Source organism: Nonomuraea maheshkhaliensis, from assembly GCF_039529435.1.
GTDB lineage: Bacteria > Actinomycetota > Actinomycetes > Streptosporangiales > Streptosporangiaceae > Nonomuraea > Nonomuraea maheshkhaliensis.
Genome location: NZ_BAAAMU010000017.1, coordinates 84,765 through 109,731, shown reverse-complemented (window position 1 = coordinate 109,731; position 24,967 = coordinate 84,765). Strand labels below are relative to the sequence as shown.

Here is a 24,967-nt window from a genome sequence, read left to right as displayed (position 1 = left end):
GTGCGGTGGGCCGGTCGGAGTACCAGCGGAGAGGGCCGTGCGCGAAGTGTTCACCGATCCTTGGCACACTTCGTCTATGTCTGACGGGACACGGCCGGAGATCATGACAATGATGGTCACATCCCCGCAAGGAGGTCGTCCCGTGCCCGTTCCGCCGCACTCCCGGCAAGTCCCGCCGCATTCCCGGCCCGCCCGGCCGGCTCGGCTCGCCGTCGTCCTCGCCGTCCTGTCGTCCCTCATCGGCCTGGCCGGCGTCGCCCCCGCCAGTGCCGACGTCTACAACTCCTGCACGATCTCCCGCTGCTCCGACGCCCGCTCGGCCAGGGCGACCTGGGCCGGCAAGGGCTTCCCCACCTCCGCCGGCTGGTACTCCTGGCCCGACGGCTACTTCCTCTAAGCACACTACGGCGCGGGCTAGCTGTTGTCTATGAGATGCAATGGAAAAGCTCACGGAATCGGAAATCGAACCGCAGGCATCAGCTGGATCCGCGCAGGCTAGCCGGCTTCACGTTCCGTGGCGAATAACTCCGGCCGCCTTCAAACGCAACCGCCGCAGGAACGCAACCACGTTGAGATGCCTCAACCGCTCATTCGTTTAGCAATCTAATCGCATCCTCTGATGCATGTCTATAAGATTGAAGATCGAGCGCCGCGCTTGGTGTGCTTATTTTCGCAAGTTTTGACAGCAAGGGCCCTGGGGGACCGCCAGAATCTATAAAATATGTGCTAGAATCAAGCGCTCCATTTCTTAGCATCAAGTCGTAGCCATCAGGAAAATAGTCATCCCCCCATTCTTCGCCGATCTCGCGCAATACTGCTTCTTTTTGCTGGTTGCGTTCTTCCTCGGTCAACGCATCTCCTTCATTGCAGAGCGTCAAAGCAATGCTATAGCCAAAATGCAACCTTGCCTTTCCGTCGCTACTAGGGTGCCATATGTTCGCCCAGGTTCTTGGCTGATGACTCCCATTGTCTCACGAGCTTGCGGTAGCGATAACAACGGGCGGCAAAAACTATCAGCAGGTGCAGCGAGACGTAAATGGACATCCCAACTAGAACAAGCCACCAAAAGTTGATAGACATGGGCACTCCCCAAAAAGAGAGGAATACATTTCTGGACTTTGCCCAAGGCGGCTGTATGGTCCGAAGGAGAACAGCCGACAGGGAGGCAAGAATTATATACAATATGCCCACCCTTGCCGTGAGTGGAGCTCTTAGTAGACTATCTTTATCAGCAGCAAATCCCAGCCATGAAACGGCGAGGACTGCGAACGTTAGGAGAAAAGACGGGAAATTGTTCACATTGTTGTCAAATGGGGATTGAGAAAATAGAGCGATCAGCGCTGTCGTGAAAACCGATGCCCCAGTGGCCAAGCCAAGCGTTCCTGGCGGAACCTCTGCAAACTCTACAACAGTGCTCATTCGAGGGGGTTGGCTAACCATGTCCAAGCCCCGAATGTACAGGTGGGCATACGGCAAACCAGATTTATACCGGATCCGCACATACGGCCTGGGTGTCTTATCTGGCGGCCCAGGAGGCGGGAATACGTCCTCAACTCGTAGTGCCGGTGCCCCTTCATTGTTGAGGTTGCGGAGATAATGCGCGCTCACATACCTTCCAGGTTCGCCTTGCATGCGGAAATGGTATTCGGCTGCAAGATGAGGCCAGTGCAAGGGCAGGTTGAATATCCGAGGTTTGCTGCCCATCAAGAACCGGATGGGGCCCAGAAGCCGATCCTTTACCCGGTCCCCTCTCTGCTGAAATAGAGGAACAGTCTTGCTCGTTTTGATTATTATTCTCGACCCTCTCTTCACCTCTGCTATGAGGGGGTAATACCCTTTAAGCATTTCGCAGAGTATAGATAGCTGCTTATGCAGTCTCCATGCCTCGCTATTCCTGATAAAGACATCACGCAATTGTTGCAGTGGGGTAAGCGGTAGGATCTCTCTGGTTCCTATTGTCCATATGTGATTGAGAACAGTCCTGGCCGCTGCCTCATAGTCGTCTGCTATTCGTGGTGGAACGGGTGGGTATATTGCCCTTAGGGCGCGTAGGGTGGTTACCGTCAGGAGGCCGCGAGACCTTGCGAGTGGAAGAATTGGGATTGAATGCCCTTCGCTATCCTCTACGTCAAAGTTGTCCAGAAATATTCCCTTTTGGATCCAAAGTATGGGAATAACTATCTTCCGCCCTCTCCTCCTTCTTGGAATATTCAAGGTTAGGGAAGCCTTCAATCGAAGACACTGGTCCCTGATTTCTGCCTCCTCTACGACTCTCTCTATAAATCGGTGAGGTTGTCTGAGCATATCGAAAAAGAGCTCAGGATCGTACTCCATTCCCTCTATTTCGTCAAGCGTCTGGCTTATCGCCGCTTTCTTGACATCGGGAGAATATTGATCGACTAGGGGACGCCCCGGGGATCTCCCGCCATAATGGACCTTAGTCCATTTACGATAAACTCGGCGAGATGATTCCAAGACAATGCAGCCAAAGATCAAAGCGACTGCTGCCACCAAAATCTCTGGCGCCATAAATTGCGTAACGGCATTTCTTAGCTGATCAATGGCGACAATAAGGAGAAGGAGTATTCCCAGTATCAAGAGAATCCACTTGGCAAAGTAAAGCCAAGTCGACTTCGTTCTGTCATCCATATTATATCCCCTGTGGCGATTAGAAGCAGGGGTTGTTCTTCCCTGGAACTGTGTTTTCACTCTATTATTTAGCAAATTATGATGATAGTTTTGCTCTTTTGATGTCTATATTCTCTGCGGCCATCGTCCGATTGATAGCCGGGGGGTACCGAATCACGTCGCCACGAAGGTTAGTGAGGTCCAAGGGGAGCCAAATAGGGGAGCCAGCGCGCTCAGACCTGCGACGATGGCACACGACGCCTTGAGACGCCCGCGCAGGTAGAAGGCTCCCCGCCCGACTCCTTCAGAGCTCCCCGGACCTGCCTTCCTTGCCGTCGCGTCAATGTCAAGCCGATGGGATCCAGACGTTCAGGGCTGGTCAGGGGGTTCCCCACCAGCGGTAACTAGGTGCTTAGGAAGGGCGATGGAAGGATCAGCGGAATCGGAGTGCTACGTCACTCTCTGGAAGTCGATAAACAGTTCCGTTTTGATATAGAACCACAATCCCCTTAGATTTTCCTAGGTAATTTGCAGTTGCCAGCTCGAATGGCTTCGAATTGCGTCGAAAAATAACTGCGACCGGCTTTGACTTCCAAGGAACGAACCACTCGCTTATCGTTCCCCCGTCGCGCATAGCCAGTGTATGCAAATAGGCCATGCCGCAATATATCGCTGTGGTGGCAATCAGGGTGGCTGGAATAAGAAGTACAAAACTCCGACGTACGCCTCTCAAGTATTGGCGTTTTGCTGCAAGCCTCACTTGTCGAGGGAGGTGGACCAGCATCAGCACCGCCAAGAGGCAGCCGATCGAAAGGGTGATAATCATTCCGGCGCACAGGGCCCAGACATCATTAGCGGATAGTATCGGTATTAGCAGATATAGGGCAACCATGGGAAGCAGTAGTATAATTTTCCTTCGACGTGGCATCGCAGAAGGGCTGATCCACCGTATTGTCCAAGCGGTGCCGAACGGCCAAAATAGGGTAAGGAGTATGGAGTAAAAGACGATGTAAGCAATCGGGGCGGCAATCAAGAGCGAGAGACTGCTGCTGAATATTCGGCTAGGTTCAAAACCTACTTCTTCCGGCGATACTTCGAATCTAGAATAGAAAATTAGCAAAGGAAGTTGCAGGATTGCATAGAAAGCCAAGAGAAGAATTCCGCCAGCCTGAAGCTGATTGCTCCTGATCCAATCCAGAGATCGCACCATGATATCTAGAGCTTTGGGATATTCATATTTACCTGTGACCGGATCAATCAGCAGTGCACGGATGAGATTATTTTCATTGATTTCACCATAGGCCATACCTCCTGTTGTCTCCCTCTGGGAGGGGCCGATGATTTCCCAACGGAACATCAGCTGCTTGCCCTCTATGTTTACTTTTCCCGCGCGCCTCAATTGCCGGTCCGGAGTCTTGTACAGAAGCTTTGCTATGTGATCTGAAAGTTGGTCGCACCCTTTGATCCTTTGGCGCATCATCGATATGGCAGGATCAACGTATGTGCCATTTATTGCCCAGCACTCCCTAAGGAATTCATCTCTGCGCATGGCGTCGTGTTCATTGCATGCTGCGATGAAACGGTCGATTGAGTCCTCGACTTGTATCAACTGCGATCCCCGATGCATAGTTTCTATTGGTAACTAGCCGTGCTCTGGAGTGGGGCGACTCAATCGCGCCAGGAAGATGAGCAGGTGATACGTTATGCTAATTTTTTTGCAACCTTGACTTTTGGGTATTAGTGCATGTTTGAGAAGATGGTTCATGTTCGGCGTGACGGCGGGTGCCGGTACCGCCAGGGGCGGCCGGATACGAGCATGAGCCATCGGCAGGCATCTATCGGATTCCCAAGGCGTCAAGGCTCCAGACGCCGTCGGCAGTGACAGCCGCAGTTACGCCGCGCACAAGTGCCGCCGGGGCCGCTAACCTCGCTGCTCATCGCAGGCATGTGCCCTGTACCGAGGACGTTCGCCGTTCACGCAGTGGCAGGCGAGCCCTTCGCCGGTCAGCCAGAGAACTCTACGTCGGACACAAGCATCACGCCCCACTCTTGTTGAAGAGAGATGGTTTCCCGTCCTGAGGTAAGGCTCGAGAGAGCCTCGCCGAGGGGAGCCAGAGCGGGGAGCCAACACCCCCAGACCAGGGCCGACAGCTGTCGATGGCCTGAGACGCCTATGCAGGTGAAAGACTCCCCGTTCGACTCCCTCAGACCTGGCCAGACTCTTGTCCCCTGCCGTCGCGTCAAGGTCAAGCCGATGGGGTTCCGGCCAGCCGGCTCACCCGCATGTCGGTCACCTGACCGTTCTGCCCGCTCATGGCGGCCTAGCCAGCGAGGGTCATCGTCACTGTCTCGCTCGTCCGGTCTCGCGCTGCTTCGCATCAAAAGCACTCGTTCGTCCCATGTCTCACAGCAGTCTGACAGAGAGGGATCGGGGCGGCGGGGGACGCGGTTGCCACCCGGTCCCAGTTCGCCCTCTGAACTGCGAGAACACGCCCAGTACGCCGATGCCTCTACTGTAGGGGCTTGAGTGATCATCGCCTTTCGACTCAAGGGGAACTGGGTTGTGAAGGGTTTCATGCAGGTCATGACCACTGTGCCAAGCGCAGAAGAGGGCGCGGCTCTGGCGCATAGCATCACGTCGCAACGGCTGGCCGCTGGGGTACAGATCATCGGGCCGATTCGGTCTCTGTACTGGTGGCGAGGCGCGTTGCGCGACGAGCAGGAATGGCAGTTGGTCATCAAGACCACACACGCTCTACTCGTCGCGCTTGAGCACCACATCAAAACCAATCACAGTTACGAGACGCCGGAAATCATCGCAACTGAAATCGCTGCGGGAAGCGCCGATTACCTAGACTGGATTAGCGCGGAGACGCAGAGAATTGACGCTTCGTAACGGCCAACTCTTCTAGGAATGCGCGGACCGGCGGTTGAGTCTGCCAACGCCTTAGCGCTTCTCCGAGAACGATAAACCGTGGCAGCCAGATGCCGGATTCCGTCTCACGAATGACGGCGAGACCTTCCCTGGCCGCTCTGGCTGCTTCTGTTACAGAGCCATGCACGATATGAGCCGTGGCAATGTCTCCGAGGATGATGCCGGCCCGCTTTCTCTCTACTTCCGGCAGACGCGCTATGACGGCATGCGCGACCGCTTCGGCTTCATCCAGCCGACCGATTTGGGCATAAGTAGAGATCTGGAAGGAATCAAAACGATCCTGGTCTAGAAATCTTGTCCATACGCGATCCTCTTCCGGATCGGCGACATTGAAGGCTTCCTGTGCCTCATCCCAGGAATGGAGGGCGGCTTCGGCTTCTCCTAGTGCTGCGCTCTCTTCAGCATGTCTCGCAGCCAGCCATGATGTAGTTCCGGGCGATGTGTCTTTGGGCAAGTGTTGTAGTGCGGTCGCCAGCAGGGCACGCGCCCGTCCATGGTTTCCCTTGCCGCTTGGTATGTAGCTTCTATACCCAAACGCGCACGCGACGATGGCCGGGTCATTGGCTTCCTTTGAAGCCTTTTCGGCGGTGTCGTAGAAGTTCCGGGCAGCGGATACGTTGCCCAGGTCCGTTGCGATCCAACCAGCAAGTACGCTGCTTTCGCCCGCAACCACGATCAGGCGTCTACGAAGCTCGTCTTTGGGGTCGGTGGGTGTGCCGTTCAGGATGGTTCCGACTTCGTTCAGGTGGGCCGCCAAGCCCTTGAAAATCGTATGCGCGGGGAGCATTTCTTCGAGGCGGTGAAAGCCAGCGGCTCTAGCCTCCATCTCTCGCACGACTGCTTCGTCAATGGCGCTCGGCCTTGACAGAGCAAAGGCGACTTTCTCCCATGCCTCACTTTGAGCTAGAGCGGACTGGGCACCAAGTTGGCCAATCATGGCCAGTAGTTCGCGGCGCTTCAACGGCTCGCCTCTTTTCCCGATCGCTTCAGCGAAGAGCTGCAAGTCAAAGGTGTCCGTGGGGATCTGGACCCCATCGCTGACGACCTGCGCACCGCCCTTGCCACCAGTGGACGACAAGCCCAAATGACGACGCAAGTGGCTAGGCATGCCCAAACCGCCAGCAAACTCCTCAAATGTATGCTTAGCGGTCGGGACGCGCTTGCCGCTCTTGTACTCGCTGATCCGCCCCTGCGATCTACCGGTGAGGTTCGCGATCTGGCCTTGAGTGACGCCGTACTTGTTGAGGATGCGGATCACTCCGCCGATGTCACGGCGCTTGCACGCATCTTCCATGTCTTGACGTGCGAAAACGGAGTCAAGCACCGATCGTAGGTGCTCTTGATCCATCGTCATGGCGGCGTTCCGTTCCCCTGGTAGCGCAGCCTTTCGGGAGTGGTGGAGCCCTTCTAGTCCATCACACCGTGAGATATCACGGTGAGATTCTTCGGAACCGGTTTGATTGGAAGCCTCACATCAGTTCGTGGCGCAGGTCAGAGCTGATCTGAGGAAGAGTCGAAGATCCGTGTTTGTCTGGCTTTCGCCGTCCTTTGCTCGGTAATGCGGAGTTGCGGGAGGCCGGTGAATGACTCGGGAACAGGAGACACCTCGTCTCACCTCCATGAGCGCCGTTGCTGTGGCTGAGCAGCTACAACGGGAGCTTGGATTGCATGGCATCACGGCCGACGTGAACGACGGCTATGGGCTGGCGGTGGTGTCGGCATGGCGTGGCATGGTCGTATGGACGAACGGTGATCTTTTCTGGTGGTGTTCGGGCTGGAACGACCGGCGCGACCGGCCCGTCTATGCCTGGCATTCAACGGCTGATCCGAAGCGGGCTGCACGACGTATCGCAGTGCGATACGGGGATCTTCGCGCGTCCGCGCTCAAGCGCGGCCCCCGACCGATGTCGGGTTTTCCGGGCGAGATGCGGTTCAGGACCGGTGATCACGCATGAGGGGTTACGCGACTATCCCCTACACAATCGCGTTCTCCAACGAGCTGGTTGCCGACCCGATCGGGTTCGTCCCGTACGCGGGCCGGTTGCGGCTGGCCTACCTGCCGTCGCGCCCTGGTGACTGGGTCAGCCTGAACGCGGCTGAGTTGGGCAGCGTGGGCGGCGTCCTCCGCGCCCGGACCCGTGACCTGCGCGACGATCCCCTCAAACGAGGCTCGGAGCGCATGCGCAAGCTGAACACCCGCAGGCAGTGGCGATGCATGGATCGGTTGTTGTGCCAGGTGTGCGGGGATCCGGCGACGGATCCTGACTCGGGCCTGATCCCATGGCTGCTGACCAAGACGGTATTCGAGCGGACCGGCTTGCAGGGTGGGCGCACCAACGCCCCGCCAACGTGCTGGAGCTGCGTGCCCAAGGCGTTGGAGGAGTGCCCGATGCTTCATGAGGACTTCTCCCTCTACACGGTGACCGCTGCTCGGAGCGCGGGTGTGCTCGCCGACTTGTACCGTCCGGGCGTGTTCAGCGCTGTCACGCTCACGGCCCATAACGTGTTCGTCGCCTGGGACGATTTCCAGCATCACCCCTTCGCGCTGGCCGTGGCTCAGGTCGTCGAACTGCAGGGGATGGAGACCGTGCCCTGACGGGGGATCAGCCCGGGTCTCCCGCGCTGATCTCCTCCCGACGCGCGACGGCGCGGTTGACGTGCTCGCTCACACCTGGCCACCGCGTCCCGCATCGTCGCGTCAACGCCCCCGGCAGAGTCCTCTGCGCTCGCGAGAGTGCCAGTTCCCAAGGGCTCTGTCGGGGGTCCCGCTTGTGCGCCATGTGCGGCATGTGCCGTGAGCTGGGGTTTATCTCACCGCAGGATTCGTTTCATCTCATCGCCGGATGCTTTCGATCTCACCGCACGATCACACCACGTGATGGGTTGAGCCCTTCCCCGAAACCTACCTTCGCAGCGTAGGTCACCGGAAACGGAAGGGATGTGATCTAGATGAGCCCAGCTCAGCACCACCACCGCCGCCGCGAACTGATCGCCGGTTTGCGCGCTCTGGCCGCGTTCCTCAACAGCAATGCGCAACTGCCCGTCCCCCGGTACGGGCCGGTGCGTGTGTCGGTCTACCCGCTCTACGACACCGACGCCAGCACCGAGGCTGAGGCGATCGCCGAAGTCGAGCGGATCGCCGCCCTGCTGGGCACCACGCCCACAGTCCAGCACGGGCATCACGTCGCCGGTGTGGAGTTCGGCAGGGTCCGCTACCAGGTCGTCCTGATCACGCAGGCAGCGATGGACCGCCGCGCCGCGCTGGAGTCCTACCGCGACGCGATCACCCTCGACGAGATCGAGGGGGCGTGAGCGGTGGACCTCCCCCTGTTCGTCGTGTTCCTGGGCCTGGCCCTGTCGGTCGCCACGCTCGTGCTGTTCGTGGTGCTGGTCGCCGTCATCCGTGCCGAGGACCGCCGCCACTCCCCAACCGGAACCCTGAGCCGCCGGCTGCTGGGCACCTATGCCCGCCGGCCGACCGTCTGTGCCGGGAGGAGGTGAAGCCCTGATGCGATCACTCCCGCTCCAGCCCGGCCGGTGCCTGTGCGGCGCGGCCACGCCCGGAACTCTGCGGTGCCGCAAGTGCCGCGCTCGCTGGCGCTGGTGCCGCCGCAAGTCCCGCCACGACGGCATCTGACCTGCGTGTCGCCCGCCCCTGAGATCTCGTAAGAGGAGGTGAATCCCCATGACCGTGACTGTCCCGCTGGTGCTGGTGGTCGGTGCGCTGGTGTTCATCGCCTGGCGTTACCTGGGCTTGAAGCTCTGGCACGCGATCGTCGCGCTGCTGTTCGGCTTCCTGCTGGCCGCTACCACGCTCGCACCCGACATCCGGGCCGTGATCCGTACCGCCCTGAACTGGATCACCGGCCAATGACCTGCCCGCCAACCGAAGAAGGTGATGCTTAATGACCCAACGCCACCCCTACCCGCACGCTGATCTCCAGGGAGCCGCCACCCGCAACGCCACCGCCGCCGAACTGCTGACGGCATTCGCCAAGTCCGCCCCCGCCCTCGACGACCTATGGCGTCACATCTTCGACGCCCTGGCCGACGCCCCCGCCCTGATCAACGAAATCGACCGTCTGCGCGCCGGACTGTCCACCGCCCGATACCAGCGCGCCAACCTGATCGCCGCGATTCGCGCCACCCTCGCCGCCCACGACGAGGGCGAGGACGACCCGCTGTTCTACGTGCGTGACGAGCTGCACGCCCAGCACCGCGCCGACGCGCGACACGCGGCGGACGGTAGCCGATGAGCCGTCATCGCACCTCCCGCTCCCAGATGCGGCGCAACGCCCGCCGCATGCGCCGCTACGGCGTCGAACCCATGGCCCTGATCACCGAGGATCTTGAATTCGCGCCCTTGGTCATCGCCAGCACCGCCCGCGCTGTCTGGCGGTACCGATCCGAACTTGCCCCGCTCACCGTTGCCGCGTCCGACCTGGTAACAGGCATGATCCTTCGACGCTGGTTCTCCGAATGGTGGCCCACCGTGATCATCGCCACTGTCATCGTGGCTGGCGCGGTGGCCATCTGGGGCCGATGGGTCAACCTGCCACGCCCGATCGAACGCGGCTACGCAACCGTCACCACGGCGTTCGCCGGAACATGGCTCACCCTGGCCGCCTACCTGGGGCCGTTCACGGCACCCCTGCCCGCCGTGCTCGGCATCGGCACATTCGTGCTGGCCGTGCCCTGGTGGGCGCACCGTCGCAGGCGTGCCCGCGTGCGTGTTGAGCGCACGCTGGCCGCCTGGCCGGACATCGCCCAAGCGGTCGGCCTGGCCGGATCCCGCGTTCAGTCCGCGATCGTGGATCTGTGGGGCTACCGCTTCCGGCTCGGGCTGGGGCTCGGCCAGACCGTCGAGGACGCCCTAAGCGCCGTCCCCCGCCTGGAATCGGCGCTCGGCACCACACGCGGCGGCGTCCGTGTCCAGCCGGTGGCCAGCAAGAAGGCCAACCGCGCCGACGTGCGGGTGATCGAGACCGACCCACATGCCGACGCCATCGCCTGGCCAGGCCCGTCTATCACGTCGATCACGCAACCGGTCAAGCTGGGGCTGTTCGAGGACGGCGCGCCCGTCCGCGTCCCCTTCCTGCGGCGGCATGGGCTGTTCGCGGGCATGTCCGGAGCGGGCAAGTCCGGCGGCGTGAACGTCCTGCTCGGGGACCTGACTGCCTGCCAGGACGTGATCCTGTGGGCGATCGACCTCAAGCGCGGCATGGAACTGCTGCCCTGGTCATCGTGCATTGACCGCCTGGCCACCACCCCGCAGGAGGCGGAGGCCCTGCTCGCCGATGCCGTGGTCATCCTTGACGGGCGGGCCGATGATCTGACCAGACGTGGTGAACGCGTGTGGGAGCCGTCGCCGGAGCGGCCCGCGCTGATCATCATCGCCGATGAGTACGCCGAGTTGGCGAGCGAGGCACCCCGTGCGATCGACTACGCCGACTCGATCGCCCGACGTGGCCGCGCCCCAGCGGTCAACCTGATCGCCGCCACGCAACGCCCCTCCAAGGATGCGATGGGCAAGAGCGCGGTCCGCTCACAGATGGATGTCCGGCTGTGCTTCCGCGTCCGCGAACCTCGCGACGGTGATCTCATCCTGGGACAGGGCATGGTCAAGGCCGGATGGCACCCGCACAAGTTGGACGCTCCCGGCAAGTTCCTGATCAGTGCCCCGGAACACGACATCCCCCGCCGCGCTCGTGCCTACCTGATGGACGACGCGCGAGTACAGGCCACCGCCGAACGGCACGCCGAACACCGCCCGGCCCTCGACGCGGTGTCCCTGGCCGCGCTGGACGCCGCCGCGTCGATGGCTGAGAGGCACGGAGACGCCCCGGTAGACGGGGAGCGGACATCGCCACGGCACGCACGCCAAGACGCGCCGAAACGCGGCGACAGCGTGTTGTGGGCCGTTCTACGCGACGCCCCTGAAAAGGGAATAACCGTAGACGAGCTGAAAACCGCAACGGGAATGAGCCGCCCGACCATTTACCGGCGGCTGTCACAGCTCGAAAACGACGGGAGAGTACGTCAGGTCAGCCGGGGCCGGTGGCGGGCACGCCTCGACCCCGACCCCGCGTAGTCACCGACTCTCGGTAGTCGTCTCATCGTCTCAATGTCTCAGTCTCCCGCACGTCTGCGCGTACATAGGCGACACACGCGCACTGAGACGAGACGGTGAGACGAACACGGAGCGTAGCCAGGAGGGGAGGTGATGCCGCACCGACGCCAGAAGATCGGGAAGCGATTCGGAGCGCTCGGCCGGAAAGAGGTGATGCCCGACGAGTAAATCAGCAGCATCGCATCGAGAAAACGGAAAGAAGGTGAGAATACCCCCGGCCAGTCACGCGGAAACGCCCGCGCGCGATCTATGCGATGGACATCTGCGCCCTTGGATCCATGCGGAGACTGGCGCGGCAGGATGGCAGATCGATTGCCTATCCCGCCGACTTGCTCATGCCGTAGTCACCATTTCTGGCGGAACCGTCTACTCCCGCACAAAAGACGAATGGCAGATCCGCATTCCGCAAGCGGCCCTGACAGTCATGGTCGTGGAGGCAGACACTGAAACGCTATGGTGCCGTCTCGACACCCAGCATTCCGATTCTTGCCTCTTGGCCCTGGTATATGCTCCCTGGTCGATCGCCACCGTACTGAGATGCCCCACGACCGCATTGCCGAGGCAGGGGCAGCTATCGATGCGCGACGTGCGAGCGACCACACGCATGGGTCGCACAGTGCGCTATCTGGTTCCCGTATTCACCCCCGCCTGAAGCTCTCGCCCAAAGAAAGGAGACCCTGCTTTCGGCGCATCAGAGAAACGCGAGAAGACGAAACCGCCCGGACCTACCCCACGTAGGTACCGGGCGGTTTCTTTGTTGTGTGTGCCTCCTTAGCCAGTCAGTTCGATCCCATCCGTGCTGATCTCCATGCCGGTAATCGCTACGCGCGGGTCGTGGCCGGTGGGGTGCAACACCACACGGACCTCAAACTCTGCGAGCATTTCTCGCCGCTTAACGGAATCTCCTGCACCCCACTCCTGGGCAATCGTCCGGCCGGTGGGCACCATTCGCATTCCCGGTTTGCGTTCCGGTAGCGCCTTCAGCGTCGCGATCTCCTCTCCGATACGCCGATATTCGGTGCGGAACCATTCTGCTTCCTCCGGATCGTCGTACAGCCCGGCCTGGCGGTCCTCACGCAACCGCGTGCGCGTAGCCGTCAACTCCGCGATCTGCGCAGCGTGCCCAGTACCAGGGTCGTAGACTTTTCGCATGACCTCTCCGGCACCGTAGCGGGAGAGGAACCATTCGCTTACGAGGGCATCCAATGCCGTGAGTCCCATGATGGGGGCGGGCTTGCAATGCGCCGACGCGGGTATTCCACGTACCCGCGCGATACATCCGTACCGACCTGTGACGTGGAGTCGCGCCCCACAGTTGCCACAAAAAGCGATACCCGACAGCAATTGCGTGCTCTTCGGCGCTCGGCTTCCGTTGCGTTTTGGGGCAGTTTTCTTGACGAGAGCGTCATGTGTCGCGCGATCCCACAACGGATCTGCAATTCGGACTGGCCGTCCGTCAGAACCAATTACCGGCCGTTCGTTGTGAATCAGGTATCCGAGCGCAGCTTCGCTGCACAAAATATGCTTGACGGCTTTCGCGGTCCACGGTGCGGCCTTCATCGGACGATCATACAGTTGACGAAGCCGATCGGACGGGCAGGGAATCCCTTCGCGTGTCAGGCGTGCCGCCTCTGTCGCACATGTAATTTTCCCCGTCTCATCCGACAGAATCCGCTGCGCCACTTCCCGGATAATCTGTGCGGCTACTGGATCGATCGCTACGTGATCGATCTTTGCCTTTGGGGCGCGACGGACATACATGTATCCGTACGACGGGCGTTGTTTGGGTTCTCCTGCTGCGCGTGCGCGTACCGCCTCGTCGCGGTTGCGTTTCTGGATCGCACGCAGTTCCATTTGCGATCCCCACGCCTTTATCAGCCATTCGTTTTCCTGGTTCGGGTCGCTGAAATCCCACACTCCCACGTGATCGGCAGTCACGATAACGCGACCCTGACCGGTCAATAGAGCCTGCGTGTTCAACGTGTCCCGGACGTTACGCCCGACGCGATCGACGGTGGCCGCCGCGATGCCGTCGTACGGCCCCATCTCTCCCCGCAGCCACGGCCCGAACCCCCGCCGCGTCAGTGGGTCCGTGGCACCCGAGACCTCCCAGTCATCCGCCCATGCCACGATGTGCCCTCCGACGTCCTCTGTGGCCCGTAGGATCTGGTCTGCCTGGCGCTTTGGGCTGTTGGTGGCGTCGGTCTTCCTGCTCAGCCGCCGCACCCCCACCAAGCAGCGCCCGCACCCGTCATAGTCCGTCGTGAGCATGTCTTCCATGGTGCCCCGCTTCCTCTGTGTGGATAGCGGAAGCAGCCGGACGGCCGCTACAACTACACGGGCGGCCGCTTCTACAACCGGGAGGGCCAGCTTCCGGCCGGCGCCACCTACTACGAGTACGACGTCTACAGCCGGTCGCGCGGTGCCGCGCGGGACGCGTACCGGATCGTCGTGAACCGGAGCACGGGCGCGACGTGGTTCACGCCCGACCACTACACCGACTTCTACCGCCTCTAGGACCGCCATGAGCTCCGCCGCACGCCCGCTGCCGCCCTGGCTGACGGTCTCCACCGGCCCGGCGCCCGTGGTGGTGGACGGGCGGGCCTGCGCGACCCGCGCCGCCTTCTTCGCGGAGGTGGCGCGGGCCCTGCGCCTGCCCGGCTACTTCGGCCGCAACTGGGACGCGCTCACCGACTCGCTGCGCGACACGGGCGCGGTCGCCCTGGTGGTGGCGCACGCCGAGGACCTGCTGGCCGACGAGCCCCCCGAGCAGCTCGGCACGCTGCTGGCCGTGTTCGGCGATGCCGCCGGCGAAGGCGCGACGCTCACGCTGTGCACCGACCCCGAGCACGAGCCCCTGCTCCGCCGCCGCGTCACCGACCTCACGGAACGGAGCTCCTAGGAGGGCCGGCCGGTGAGCTGGGTGGCCAGGTGGTCGGCCAGCGCGGTGAGCGAGTCCAGGCCCGGGCCGCTCCTGGCGATGCGGTAGCCGTGGCGGCGGCCCCAGAACGCGGTCCGCACGGCGTGGAACTGCGCCCAGCGCAGCACGCGGTCGTGGTCGAGCTCGGCGGCCTCGGCGAAGACGGCCAGGGCGCGCAGGACGGCCGCGCGCAGGTCGCCGGACCCCAGGCGACGGGGCGCGAGCGCCTTGAGCAGCGTGCCGCCGTCGTAGGCGGGATCACCGGCGTAGCCCTTGGGGTCGACGGCCAGCCAGGGTTCGCGCTCGGCGCGCAGGATGTTGCCCGGATGCAGGTCTCCGTGGATGACGACGTCCGGCTGGAAACGGCCGAGCTCCCGTACCGTCGCGACGGCGGCGTCCACGACGTACGGTGGCATCGTGTGCGCCAGTTCTTCGGCGTCCTTACGCAGTTCCTCCTCCCACTCCCCCGCCCGCTCCCGCAGCCGCGGCAGGCCGGGCGGCGCGGGGACCGCCAGCCGCCGGTTGAGGCGCCCGGCGACCGTCACCATCTCCTCGACCTCCGCGGCCTGGGCCAGGGTGGACGTGCCGGCTCGTTCCAGCAGCATGGCGAAGTGCTCGTCGGCGCGCTCGTACAGCAGGACCGCGCCACGCCCGCCCCACGCCGCGAACGCGTCCGGCTCGTGCACGTTGCCCGGGTGCGGGAACGACACCTTGATCACGGCGCTCCCGCCGCCCGGCCGGCGCACCGGCACGACGACTCCGACGGCGCCGTGCGTGATCTCGCCCTCCTGGACGCAGTCCCAGCGCTCGAAGAGCTGCTCGGCGATGCCGGGCAGCTCGGCGAGCCAGGCGGCTCCCCGCTGCCCCTCACGCTCGGCGGTGCCGCGCGCGAACGCCTGCGGTATCTCGATCATCCGCGCACCCTACCCCGGCCCGATCGGGTCCGCTCCCGCCGTGGAGGCCCCACTATGATCACTGAACTCTCCATGCCCCTCCCCCACCTTCCTCCTGAGGAGATCTCGAAGTGAAACGCACGCTACCGGGTGTCCTGCTCGCCGCGGCGGCCCTCACGGGCTGCTCGGTGACGAACGTCGAGCCCGACGAGGGCGGCATCGTCTACGACGCGGGCATGTTCAGCAGCACCACCTTCCAGGAGTGCCTCAAGCCGTCCACGCGCGACGTGTCGGGGCCGGGCGACGAGGGCTACCGCTACCCGAACGGGCAGCGCACGTACGACTTCACCGGCCGCGCCGAGTCCGAGGGCAAGCCCATCACCTCGGTCAGCAGGGACGGCCAGATCATGACCATGATCGGTGGTCTCACGTTCTACTTCTCCGCCGACGACTGCAAGAAGCTGCAGTCCTTCCACGAGAACATCGGCAAGAAGTACGCGGCCTACGAGTCCGACGGCTGGACCCGGATGTTGCAGTTCTACATCGGCAACAGCGTCGAGCGGGCGATGGACGAGGCGACGCTCAAGTACAACTGGCGCGAGCTGTACTCCGACCCGGCGAAGAAGGCGCTGTGGGAGCAGGACATGTCCAAGCTGACCAACCAGTACGTCTCCAACCTGACCCAGGGCGAGTACTTCGAGCGGCTGCAGTTCATCATCCGCCAGCCCGAGCCGCCGAAGTCGATAGTGGACGCCCAGACCGAGACGCAGGCCGCGCAGGAGCGGCAGAAGGCGCAGGAGGCGGAGAACACCCGCGCGCTGACCGAGCTGAAGTCGCTGGAGAAGCTGGCCAAGGTGCTGGGCCCCCAGGGGGCGATCCTGTACAAGGCCATCCAGGACGGCAAGATCTCCATCGTCCCGGTCCCGACGGGCAGCGCCGTCAACGTCACGCCCAAGCAGTAGGGGCGGGCCCTCAGCGCGGCGGGGCCGGCCGGGCGATGCCCGCGAGGCGGGCGCGGGTGCGGGCCGGGGCCGCGTCGGGCAGCTCGCCGAGGATGCCGGCGAGGGTGACGCCTTCGAGGCTGCGCCGCCAGGCGGCATGCGCGTCGGCCATCTTGGCGGCCAGGACGCAGATCCGCTCGCACTCCTCGGGCGGCAGCGCGCCCCGCCCCTGTCGGCGGATCTCGCGGCACTCGTACGGCGAGGCCGCGCCGTCGACCGCCTCGACGATGCTCAGCAGCGTGATCTCGGAGGCCGGCCTGGCGAGCCTGAAGCCGCCTCTCGGCCCGGTCGTCGCCGCCAGCACGCCGGCCCTGACCAGCGCCTGCAACTGCTTGGCCAGGTAGGGGGCGGGCAGGTCGTAGTAGTCGGCGAGCTGCGCCGCCGACGCAGTGGCTCCCGGGTCGAGCTGCGCCAGCGTCGTGGCGCAGTGCAACAGCCATTCGGTGCTCACGGGCAACTTCACGCCGTCCAGCCTATCCCAGATATTGAGGATCTGTTTAGTCCGAGATATGGTCGGCGGACAACGTCATGGAGGGGGAGATCATCATGAGGATCGCAGTCGCCGGCGCCACGGGGAACATCGGGGCGCTCACGGTGGCCGCGCTCGGGCGGGCCGGGCACGAGACCGTGGCCATCAGCCGCTCGCTGGGCGTCGACCTGCTGAGCGGTGAGGGCCTCGACGACGTCCTCGCCGGGGCCGACGCCGTCGTGGACGTCATCAACGGCCCGCCGGCCGGCCGGGAGAAGACGGTGGCCTACTTCGGGACCACCACGCGCAATCTGCTCGCCGCCGAGCAGCGGGCCGGGGTGCGCCATCACGTGCTGCTCTCGATCGCCGGACTGCACAGGATCGAGGGCAACGCGCACTACGCCGGCAAGCGGGAGCAGGAGCGCCTGGTCACCGCCGACCCGGTGCCGTGGACGATCGTGCCGGCCACGCAGTTCCACGACTTCGCGGCCATGGTGGCGAGCTGGACCGAGCGGGACGGCGTGGCGGAGATAGCGCCGCTGCTCGTGCGGCCGATCGCGCCCGCCGACGTGGCCGGCGTCCTCGCGGAGCTCGCCGAGGGCGCGCCGCGGGGCCGGTACGCCGATGTCGCCGGGCCCGAGCAGCAGGACCTCGTGGACATGGCCCGGCGCACCCACCAGGCGCAGGGCAGGAAGGTGAAGCTGGTGCCGACGTGGTCGGGACCGTTCGACCCGTCGATGGCGGGCGACGTGCTGCTGCCCGGCGAAGGCGCCCGCATCACGCCGACGACGTTCGAGGAGTGGCTGACCGCTCTGCGTCCCGGCGGTCACTGAGCCGCGCGGGGGCGCGAGGGGGCAGAATGCCCCTGATGCTGGATCTTCATCGGTTGCGGCTGCTGCGCGAGTTCCGGCGGCGGGGCACGATCGCCGCCGTCGCGCAGGCGCTGTCGTACAGCCCGTCCACGGTGTCGCACCAGCTCGGCGAGCTGCAGGTCGAGGCCGGGGTACGGCTGCTGGAGCGCGACGGGCGGCGGCTGCGGCTCACCGAGGCCGGGCACGTGCTCGCCGGGCACGCCGAGGTGCTGCTGGCCCGCCTGGAGCAGGCGGAGGCCGAGATGGCCGCGGCGGCGGGGGCCGTGGCCGGGGTGGTGCGGGTGGCCGCGTTCCAGACCGCCGCCGTGCACCTGGTGGCGCCGGCCCTGACCGCGCTGGCGCGCGATCATCCGGGGGTGCGCGGGGAGATCACCGAGCTGGAGTCGGACCAGGCGCTCGACGCGCTGCTGCGCCGCGAGACGGATCTGGCGATCTGCGACGACCACGACGGCCGGCCGCGGCGGGAGCTGCGCGGGCTCTCCTTCGAGGACCTGTACGCCGAACGGGTCCGTCTCGTCGTGCCCCGGGGCCATCCGGCCAGGGAGCTGGCCGACGTGGCGGGGGCCACGTGGGCGGGCGGGCACCGCGGCACCAGCCACGAGCGGCTGGTGCGTGACGTCTGCATGGCCAAGGGCGGCTTCCAGCCGGACCTGCGGCACCGCGCGACCGACCTGCTCGTCCTGCTGGCCCTGGTGGGGGCCGGTCAGGCGGTCACGCTGCTGCCCGATCTGGCCCGGCCCGAGCGGGAGAGCTCGGTGGAGGTGCACGACATCGGGGTCGGCCGGCGCATCTTCACCGTCGTACGCGACGACGGCCTGAGCCGGCCGGCCCTGGTGGCGACCCGCGCGGCCCTGCGCACGGCCGCCACCCTCTTCACATAGGCCGATAGTCACCTGCCCAGGCCGGTCAGGGCGTCGTCGATGATCTCGGCGGCCGTGTCGATCTCGTCGTCGCTCACCGTCAGCGGCGGCGCGATGCGCAGGCAGGCGGTCGAGCCGGCGGCCCTGCCCTTGGTGATGTTCAGCGACAGGCCGCAGGACAGGCAGGCGTCGGTCAGGGCGTCGCCGAGTTCGGCGGCCGGTTCCCTGCTCTCCCGGTCCTCGACCAGCTCCACCCCCCACAGCAGCCCGAGCCCGCGTACCTCGCCGATGGCCTCGTGCCGCTCCCCCAGCTCCCGCAGCCGCTCGCCGAGCCGTTCGCCCGCCTTGGCGGCGCGGGCGGCGAGGTCGTCCGCCACGACCAGATCGATCACCGCGAGGGCGGCTGCGGCGGGGAGCGGATCGGACTGGTGGGAGGTGAAGTACATCAGCCCGCGCTCGAAGGCGGTCTCCTCGATGGCGGCCGTGGTGGTGACGGCGCCGATCGGCAGGCCGCCGCCGAACGTCTTGGACAGCGTCACGAGGTCGGGCACGACGCCGGCCAGGTCCATCCCGAACATGGCGCCGAGCCGGCCGAACCCGGTCTGGGCCTCGTCCAGGATGAACAGCATGCCGCGCTCGCGGGCCAGCTCGGCCAGCCTGGCGAGGTAGCCGGGCGGCGGCACCACGACCCCGCCGGACGACAGCACGGGCTCGGCGATGACGGCGGCGCGGGCGCCGGTGGTCTGCTCGTCGTACAGCTCGAAGCCGACCTCCAGGCAGGTCATGTCGCAGGTGTCCGCGCAGTGCCGGATCGGGCAGCGGTAGGCGTACGGGGCCGGGACGGTGAAGACGCCGGGAACGGTGGGGCCGTGACCGCGCCGGCCGGCGGAGAAGGTCAGGGCCTGGCTGCCGGCGGTCATGCCGTGCCAGCTCCTGGTCAGCGCGACGACCTCGAACCCGCCGGTGACGAGTTTGGCGATACGGACGGCGCCCTCGTTCGCCTCGCCCCCGGTGCTGACGAACATCGAGTGGTCGAGCCCCGGTGGCAGCAGCGCGGCCAGCCGCTCGGCGAGCTCCAGCACGGGCGGCGACAGCAGGCGGGAGTTGAGGTGGATCACGGTGTCGAGGGAGCGGCGGATGGCCTCGGCGATGCGGGGGTGGTTGTGGCCGATGGTGGCGCAGATCTGCCCGGAGGTGAAGTCGAGCAGGCGCCGCCCGTCCGTGGTCTCCAGCCAGGAGCCGGAGGCGCGGGCGATCACGTCCGGGGAGAACTCTCCCGAGTAGCGGATCAGAGGTGACATGCGCCGATCGTGCCCCCGCCCGAATCCCCTGGTCCAGCGGAGGTTTTCGACCGATAACCGGGGACGGAACCGAACGGTCGGGCGGCGGTGAAGTGAGAGAGCTGACAGCGCTGTCTTGACATGGTGAGTCGGGTTTGCGAGGTTCTATGCAGATCGGGGTTGACAACGTTGTCATGTTCTTACTGGCCGCTGAACCGTACGAGAGGTCCCCGATGAGAAAATCCGTCCTGACCGCACTCTTATCCCCCCTCATCGCTTTAGCACTCGCCGCTCCCGCCACCGCGGCACTCACCGCGCAGAAAGGCCCGACTCCCATTCCGAATCCCGGCCCGACGGGCACCCCTACCCCAGGCCCCTCCTACAGCCCGCCGCCCGACCCGACACCGGCCGAACCCGCCGCTCCCGCCGGGGAGGTGAGCAGGGCGGCCCGCGACGGCCAGAGCCTGGCCAAGGCCGAGGGCGCCGCCTTCGCCTCCTCTTTCGAGCCCGGCGATCCGCAGCCGACCTGGGTCAACACCTCCGAGAAGTCACGTGACATCACCGGATGGCTGCCCGGCGGCATCGAGGGCACCTTGTCCGACAAGATCACCGCGATCTCGGCCAGCGGCGAGAACACCGGGGGTGGCGAGACGAAGGAGAACCTCGCCGACACCGACGCCAACACCAAGTGGCTGGTCTTCGCCGCCACCGGCTGGGTCCAGTACACGCTGTCCGAGCCGGTCACGGTCGTGCACTACGCCCTGACCTCGGCGGGCGACGTCCCCGAGCGCGATCCGCGCGACTGGGAGCTGCAGGGCTCCCTCGACGGCCGCACCTGGGTGACGCTCGACACCAGGACCGGCGAGACGTTCGACGCGCGCCTGCAGCGCAAGGAGTACCGCTTCGCCGGCACGACCGCCTACCCGCACTACCGGCTCAACGTCACCCGCGTCGGCGCGGGCTCGACGCTGCAGCTGGCCGAGTGGGAGCTGTCGGACGGCAGCACCGGCGCCAAGCCGCCCAGCGCGATGCGCACCCAGGTGGGTGACGGGCCGCACGGCGGCCACGTGTCCAAGCCGCGCGCCGGGTTCTCCGGCCTGCGCGCCCTGCAGTACGCGGGCGGCACCACCTCCGGCAAGGGCGGCCGGGCCACGAACAAGGTGTTCGAGGTGGACATCCCGGTCACGGCCACGACGGAGCTGTCGTACGTGGTCTTCCCCGAGCTCACCGCGGCCGACCTGCGCTACCCCAGCACGTACGTCTCGGTGGACCTGGCCTTCTCCGACGGCACCTACCTCAGCGGCCTGAAGGCGGTCGACCAGCACGGCGTCCGGCTGGCGCCGCGCGAGCAGGGCGAGTCCAAGACGCTCTACGCCGACCAGTGGAACTACAAGCTGTCCCGGATCGGCGAGGTGGCCGGGGGCAAGCGGATCAAGCGCATTCTGGTGGCCTACGACAGCCCGGCCGGGATGGCCGGGTTCCGCGGCTGGGTGGACGACATCAAGATCGTCTCCGAGCGGCGGCGGCAGCCGTACGAGGGGCGCGGCGAGCACAGGTCCGGCCCCTCGCAGTACGTGATCACGACCAGGGGCACCCATTCGACCGGCGGTTTCTCGCGCGGCAACAACTTCCCCGCCACGGCGGTGCCGCACGGGTTCAACTTCTGGACCCCGATGACGAACGCCGGCTCGATCAGCTGGCTGTACGAGTACCACCGGGCCAACAACGCCGCCAACCTGCCCGAGATCCAGGCGTTCACCGCCAGCCACGAGCCGAGCCCGTGGATGGGCGACCGGCAGACGTTCCAGTTCATGCCGTCGGCGGCCGAGGGGGTGCCGGACCCGTCGCGGACCGGCCGGGCGCTGGCCTTCCGCCACGAGCGTGAGGTGGCCCAGCCGCACCTGTACGCGGTCACGTTCGACAACGGGCTGAAGACGGAGATCGCGCCGGCCGACCACGCGGCGCTGGCCCGCTTCACCTTCCCCGGCTCCGCCGCGAAGCTCGTCCTCGACAACGTCAGCAACGACGGCGGGCTGACCCTCGACGTGTCCGGCGGCGTCGTGACCGGCCATTCCGACGTGCGCAGCGACCTGTCCACCGGGGCCACGCGCATGTACTTCTACGCCGTCTTCGACCGCCCGGTCACCGGCGGCGGCAAGCTGACCGGGCAGGGCCGCGACAACGTCCTCGGCTACCTGTCCTTCGACGCGGGCTCCGCGCGCACGGTGAACATGCGCATCGCCTCCTCGCTGATCAGCGTGGAGCAGGCGAAGAAGAACCTGGAGCTGGAGGTCTCCGCCTCCGACACGGTGGAGACGGTCAGCGAGCGGGCGCGCCGCGCCTGGGACGCCAAGCTCGGCGTGATCGAGGTCGAGGGCGCGAGCCGCGACCAGCTCGTCACGCTGTACTCCAACCTCTACCGTCTGTTCCTGTATCCCAACTCCGCCTTCGAGAACACCGGCACCGCCGAAGCTCCGGTCTACCGGCACGCCGTGCAGTCGTCGACCGGCACGCCGCCGGTCACGCGGGTGGCCGACGGGAAGGTGTACGTCAACAACGGCTTCTGGGACACCTACCGCACGACCTGGCCGGCGTACGCGCTGCTCACGCCGCGCGCGGCCGGGGAGATGGTGGACGGGTTCGTGCGCCAGTACGAGGACGGCGGCTGGATCGCCCGCTGGTCCTCGCCCGGCTACGCCGACCTGATGGTCGGGACGAGCTCCGACGTGGCCTTCGCCGACGCCTACCTCAAGGGCATCACCGGGTTCGACCCGGAGAAGGCGTACGAGGCGGCGCTGAAGAACGCCACGGTCGCCCCGCCCACCCGCCACGTGGGCCGCAAGGGCCTGTCGACCTCCCTGTTCCTCGGCTACACGAGCATCCAGTCCGCGGGCGAGGCCATGTCGTGGGCGATGGACGGCTACATCAACGACTTCGGCCTGGCGAACATGGCCAAGGCGCTGGCCGGGCGTGCCACGGGCGCGAAGAAGGCCCGCTACCTGGAGGAGTACGAGTACTTCCGCGACCGGGCGCTGAACTACGTGCACATGTTCGACCCGGCGGTCCGCTTCTTCCAGGGCAGGAACGCCGACGGCTCCTTCCGCCGCAAGCCGGCCGCCTACGACCCGGGCCTGTGGGGCTACGACTACACCGAGACCAACGGCTGGAACATGGCCTTCCACGTCCCGCAGGACGGCCGCGGCCTGGCCAACCTGTACGGCGGCGCCGACGAGCTGGCGGCCAAGCTGGACGCCTTCTTCACCACCCCGGAGAAGGCGCTGTCGCCCGGCTCGTACAACGGGATCATCCACGAGATGACCGAGGCCAGGGACGTGCGCATGGGCCAGTACGGCCACAGCAACCAGCCTTCCCACCACATCGCCTACATGTACGACTACGCGGGCCAGCCGTGGAAGACGCAGGCCAAGGTGCGGGAGGCGCTGTCGCGGCTCTACCTGGGCAGCGAGATCGGCCAGGGCTATCCGGGCGACGAGGACAACGGGGAGATGTCGGCCTGGCAGGTCTTCAGCGCGCTGGGCTTCTACCCGCTGCAGATGGGCAGCCCGTACTACGCGATCGGCTCGCCACTGTTCGAGAAGGCCACCGTGCGCCTGGAGAACGGCAGGAAGCTGGTGATCAGGGCGAAGGGCAACAGCGCGCGCAACGTGTACGTGCAGGGGCTCACGGTGAACGGCAGGCCGTACGGGAAGACGTACCTGCCGCACGACCTGCTCGCCAAGGGCGGCGAGCTGGAGTTCGAGATGGGGCCGCGGCCGTCGCGCTGGGGCACGGGACCGGACGCCGCGCCGCCCTCGATCACCCGCGACGACCGGGTGCCCGCGCCGCTGCGTGACGCCACCGGGCCGGGGCGCGGCACCGCGTCGGCGGCCGGCGGCGCGGACGTGAGCGCGCTGTTCGACGACGACTCGGCCACCCAGGCGGCGTTGCCCGCGTGGGTCGGCTACGGCTTCGGCGGCGAGCGGCGGGTGAGCCACTACACGCTCACCTCGGGCTCCGGCGGGCCCGAGGAGGATCCGACGGGCTGGGTGCTCGAAGGCTCCGCCGACGGCCAGAAGTGGAAGGTGCTCGACGAGCGGACCGGCGAGAGCTTCCCGTGGCGGCGGCAGACCCGGCCGTTCAAGGTGGCGAAGCCGGGCGCGTACGCGCACTACCGGCTCACGTTCACCGGCGGCACCTCACTGTCGGAGATCGAGCTGCTCGCCGCGGCGCCGCCGTCCACGTCACCGCTGGTCGTCGAGGCCGGCGGCGCCTTCGCCTCGCCCGGCGAGAGCGTCACGCTGACCGCGAAGGTCTCCAACCACGCCGACCGGGCCGTCACCGGCGAGCTGACCGCGGCCGTGCCGCAGGGCTGGAGCGTCCAGCCGGCGTCCGCGGACTTCGGGCGGCTCGCGCCGGGAGCGTCCAAGACGGTCGAGTTCCAGGTGGCGGTGCCGGCGGCGGCCGGTCCCGGATCCCATCCGGTGCTGCTGTCGGCGGTCTCCGGCCTGGGGACGACCTCGGAGCGGGTGACGGTCACGGTCGTCGGCGACACCGTGCAGTTCACGCCGGGCACCCCGGCGGAGGAGCCGTGGCTGCTGGACGAGGGCGGCTCCCAGCTCGACGGTGAGGTGCACGACGGGCGGGCCCGCTTCACCGACGGCAACGCCGCGGCCGTCTACCGGTTCGAGCTGCCGGCCCGGGTGACAGGGGGCACGCTGACGCTGGACATCGGCAACCAGTTCCTGGTCGAGGTCTCGACCGACAACCAGACCTGGCGGACGGTGCTGCGGGAGGAGGAGAACGTGCGCGATCTGTCCAACCGCGAGGAGCGCACGCTCGACCTGCGTGACGTGCGGGGTGACAGCCGCGGCTTCTCCCTGCGCGTCCGCGACAGCCGGCCGCAGGACGGCTGGGGGTCATGGCTGGCCAGGGTCCGGCTGGACCTGACCGGCGGGTGAAACATCGGCCGGTGCACCTGA

At 65.6% G+C, this 24,967-nt stretch carries 22 protein-coding genes and 1 pseudogene; 15 read left to right on the top strand and 8 right to left on the bottom strand.

The window, feature by feature from the left end:
- Positions 1 to 142: 142 nt before the first annotated feature.
- Complete coding sequence (locus ABFX54_RS14470; RefSeq protein ID WP_346105011.1) at positions 143 to 397, top strand: hypothetical protein; 255 nt, start codon at positions 143 to 145, stop codon at positions 395 to 397.
- Positions 398 to 587: 190 nt separating this feature from the next.
- On the opposite strand, the gene ABFX54_RS14465 is transcribed toward ABFX54_RS14470, so the two are convergent.
- The 3 genes from ABFX54_RS14465 to ABFX54_RS14455 form a co-directional block, all read right to left on the bottom strand.
- Complete coding sequence (locus ABFX54_RS14465) at positions 588 to 851, bottom strand: hypothetical protein (RefSeq protein WP_346105009.1); 264 nt, start codon at positions 849 to 851, stop codon at positions 588 to 590.
- A 70-nt stretch (positions 852 to 921) separates the two neighbouring features.
- Positions 922 to 2,649, bottom strand: a complete 1,728-nt coding sequence (locus tag ABFX54_RS14460) for a hypothetical protein (protein ID WP_346105007.1) — start codon at positions 2,647 to 2,649, stop codon at positions 922 to 924.
- Positions 2,650 to 3,061: 412 nt separating this feature from the next.
- Positions 3,062 to 4,177 carry a hypothetical protein gene (locus tag ABFX54_RS14455; protein WP_346105005.1) on the bottom strand — a complete coding sequence of 372 codons (1,116 nt, stop codon included), beginning with the start codon at positions 4,175 to 4,177 and terminating at the stop codon, positions 3,062 to 3,064.
- 978 nt (positions 4,178 to 5,155) lie between these two features.
- Here ABFX54_RS14455 and cutA point away from each other — a divergent pair.
- Positions 5,156 to 5,524: a divalent-cation tolerance protein CutA gene (cutA, locus tag ABFX54_RS14450; RefSeq protein WP_346105003.1), complete on the top strand. Its 369-nt coding sequence runs from the start codon at positions 5,156 to 5,158 to the stop codon at positions 5,522 to 5,524.
- Here cutA and ABFX54_RS14445 read toward each other — a convergent pair.
- Positions 5,490 to 6,917 (bottom strand): helix-turn-helix domain-containing protein, encoded by a 1,428-nt coding sequence (locus tag ABFX54_RS14445; protein WP_346105001.1) that lies wholly within the window; start codon positions 6,915 to 6,917, stop codon positions 5,490 to 5,492. The two genes, cutA and ABFX54_RS14445, sit on opposite strands and share 35 nt — an antisense overlap.
- Positions 6,918 to 7,182: 265 nt before the next feature.
- Between ABFX54_RS14445 and ABFX54_RS14440 the strand changes: the two genes are divergently transcribed.
- The 7 genes from ABFX54_RS14440 (at position 7,183) to ABFX54_RS14410 (ending at position 11,654) form a co-directional block, all read left to right on the top strand.
- Positions 7,183 to 7,518, top strand: a complete 336-nt coding sequence (locus ABFX54_RS14440) for a hypothetical protein (RefSeq protein WP_346104999.1) — start codon at positions 7,183 to 7,185, stop codon at positions 7,516 to 7,518.
- Positions 7,515 to 8,159 (top strand): hypothetical protein, encoded by a 645-nt coding sequence (locus ABFX54_RS14435; RefSeq protein ID WP_346104997.1) that lies wholly within the window; start codon positions 7,515 to 7,517, stop codon positions 8,157 to 8,159. Before ABFX54_RS14440 ends, ABFX54_RS14435 begins: the two co-directional genes overlap by 4 nt.
- 353 nt (positions 8,160 to 8,512) lie before the next feature.
- Positions 8,513 to 8,875, top strand: coding sequence for a hypothetical protein (locus tag ABFX54_RS14430; protein WP_346104995.1), 363 nt, complete (start codon positions 8,513 to 8,515; stop codon positions 8,873 to 8,875).
- Between the two features lie 3 nt (positions 8,876 to 8,878).
- Positions 8,879 to 9,064 (top strand): hypothetical protein, encoded by a 186-nt coding sequence (locus ABFX54_RS14425; protein WP_346104993.1) that lies wholly within the window; start codon positions 8,879 to 8,881, stop codon positions 9,062 to 9,064.
- A gap of 184 nt (positions 9,065 to 9,248) precedes the next feature.
- The gene (locus tag ABFX54_RS14420; protein ID WP_346104991.1) at positions 9,249 to 9,437 is read left to right on the top strand and encodes a hypothetical protein; all 189 of its coding nucleotides are present in this window, start codon (positions 9,249 to 9,251) and stop codon (positions 9,435 to 9,437) included.
- Positions 9,438 to 9,468: 31 nt separating this feature from the next.
- Complete coding sequence (locus tag ABFX54_RS14415) at positions 9,469 to 9,819, top strand: hypothetical protein (RefSeq protein ID WP_346104989.1); 351 nt, start codon at positions 9,469 to 9,471, stop codon at positions 9,817 to 9,819.
- Between the two features lie 26 nt (positions 9,820 to 9,845).
- Complete coding sequence (locus tag ABFX54_RS14410; protein WP_346104987.1) at positions 9,846 to 11,654, top strand: cell division protein FtsK; 1,809 nt, start codon at positions 9,846 to 9,848, stop codon at positions 11,652 to 11,654.
- Positions 11,655 to 12,464: 810 nt separating this feature from the next.
- Here the strand turns inward: ABFX54_RS14410 and ABFX54_RS14405 are convergent.
- Positions 12,465 to 13,973, bottom strand: coding sequence for a recombinase family protein (locus ABFX54_RS14405; RefSeq protein ID WP_346104985.1), 1,509 nt, complete (start codon positions 13,971 to 13,973; stop codon positions 12,465 to 12,467).
- A gap of 54 nt (positions 13,974 to 14,027) precedes the next feature.
- On the opposite strand from ABFX54_RS14405, the pseudogene ABFX54_RS56935 reads away from it, so the two are divergent.
- Positions 14,028 to 14,210, top strand: a pseudogene (locus tag ABFX54_RS56935) (ribonuclease domain-containing protein); the annotation flags it as partial.
- A 7-nt stretch (positions 14,211 to 14,217) separates the two neighbouring features.
- On the top strand, positions 14,218 to 14,595 hold the full coding sequence (locus ABFX54_RS14400; protein WP_346104983.1) for a barstar family protein: 378 nt from the start codon (positions 14,218 to 14,220) through the stop codon (positions 14,593 to 14,595).
- On the opposite strand, the gene ABFX54_RS14395 is transcribed toward ABFX54_RS14400, so the two are convergent.
- A complete protein-coding gene (locus ABFX54_RS14395) occupies positions 14,592 to 15,527 on the bottom strand; it encodes an aminoglycoside phosphotransferase family protein (RefSeq protein WP_346104981.1) in 936 nt (311 codons plus the stop codon). The genes ABFX54_RS14400 and ABFX54_RS14395 overlap by 4 nt on opposite strands.
- 110 nt (positions 15,528 to 15,637) lie before the next feature.
- On the opposite strand from ABFX54_RS14395, the gene ABFX54_RS14390 reads away from it, so the two are divergent.
- The gene (locus tag ABFX54_RS14390) at positions 15,638 to 16,468 is read left to right on the top strand and encodes an SPFH domain-containing protein (protein WP_346104979.1); all 831 of its coding nucleotides are present in this window, start codon (positions 15,638 to 15,640) and stop codon (positions 16,466 to 16,468) included.
- Positions 16,469 to 16,478: 10 nt separating this feature from the next.
- Here the strand turns inward: ABFX54_RS14390 and ABFX54_RS14385 are convergent, their stop codons facing one another.
- Positions 16,479 to 16,970, bottom strand: coding sequence for an RrF2 family transcriptional regulator (locus ABFX54_RS14385; protein ID WP_346104978.1), 492 nt, complete (start codon positions 16,968 to 16,970; stop codon positions 16,479 to 16,481).
- Positions 16,971 to 17,053: 83 nt separating this feature from the next.
- On the opposite strand from ABFX54_RS14385, the gene ABFX54_RS14380 reads away from it, so the two are divergent.
- Together ABFX54_RS14380 and ABFX54_RS14375 are read left to right on the top strand one after the other, a co-directional pair.
- Entirely contained in the window at positions 17,054 to 17,809 is a 756-nt protein-coding gene (locus tag ABFX54_RS14380; RefSeq protein ID WP_346104976.1) for an SDR family oxidoreductase, read from the top strand.
- A 35-nt stretch (positions 17,810 to 17,844) separates the two neighbouring features.
- On the top strand, positions 17,845 to 18,729 hold the full coding sequence (locus ABFX54_RS14375; RefSeq protein WP_346104974.1) for a LysR family transcriptional regulator: 885 nt from the start codon (positions 17,845 to 17,847) through the stop codon (positions 18,727 to 18,729).
- 8 nt (positions 18,730 to 18,737) lie between these two features.
- Here the strand turns inward: ABFX54_RS14375 and ABFX54_RS14370 are convergent, their stop codons facing one another.
- A complete protein-coding gene (locus tag ABFX54_RS14370; RefSeq protein ID WP_346104973.1) occupies positions 18,738 to 20,009 on the bottom strand; it encodes an aspartate aminotransferase family protein in 1,272 nt (423 codons plus the stop codon).
- A gap of 212 nt (positions 20,010 to 20,221) precedes the next feature.
- On the opposite strand from ABFX54_RS14370, the gene ABFX54_RS14365 reads away from it, so the two are divergent.
- A complete protein-coding gene (locus ABFX54_RS14365) occupies positions 20,222 to 24,946 on the top strand; it encodes a GH92 family glycosyl hydrolase (protein ID WP_346104972.1) in 4,725 nt (1,574 codons plus the stop codon).
- Positions 24,947 to 24,967 lie beyond the last annotated feature (21 nt).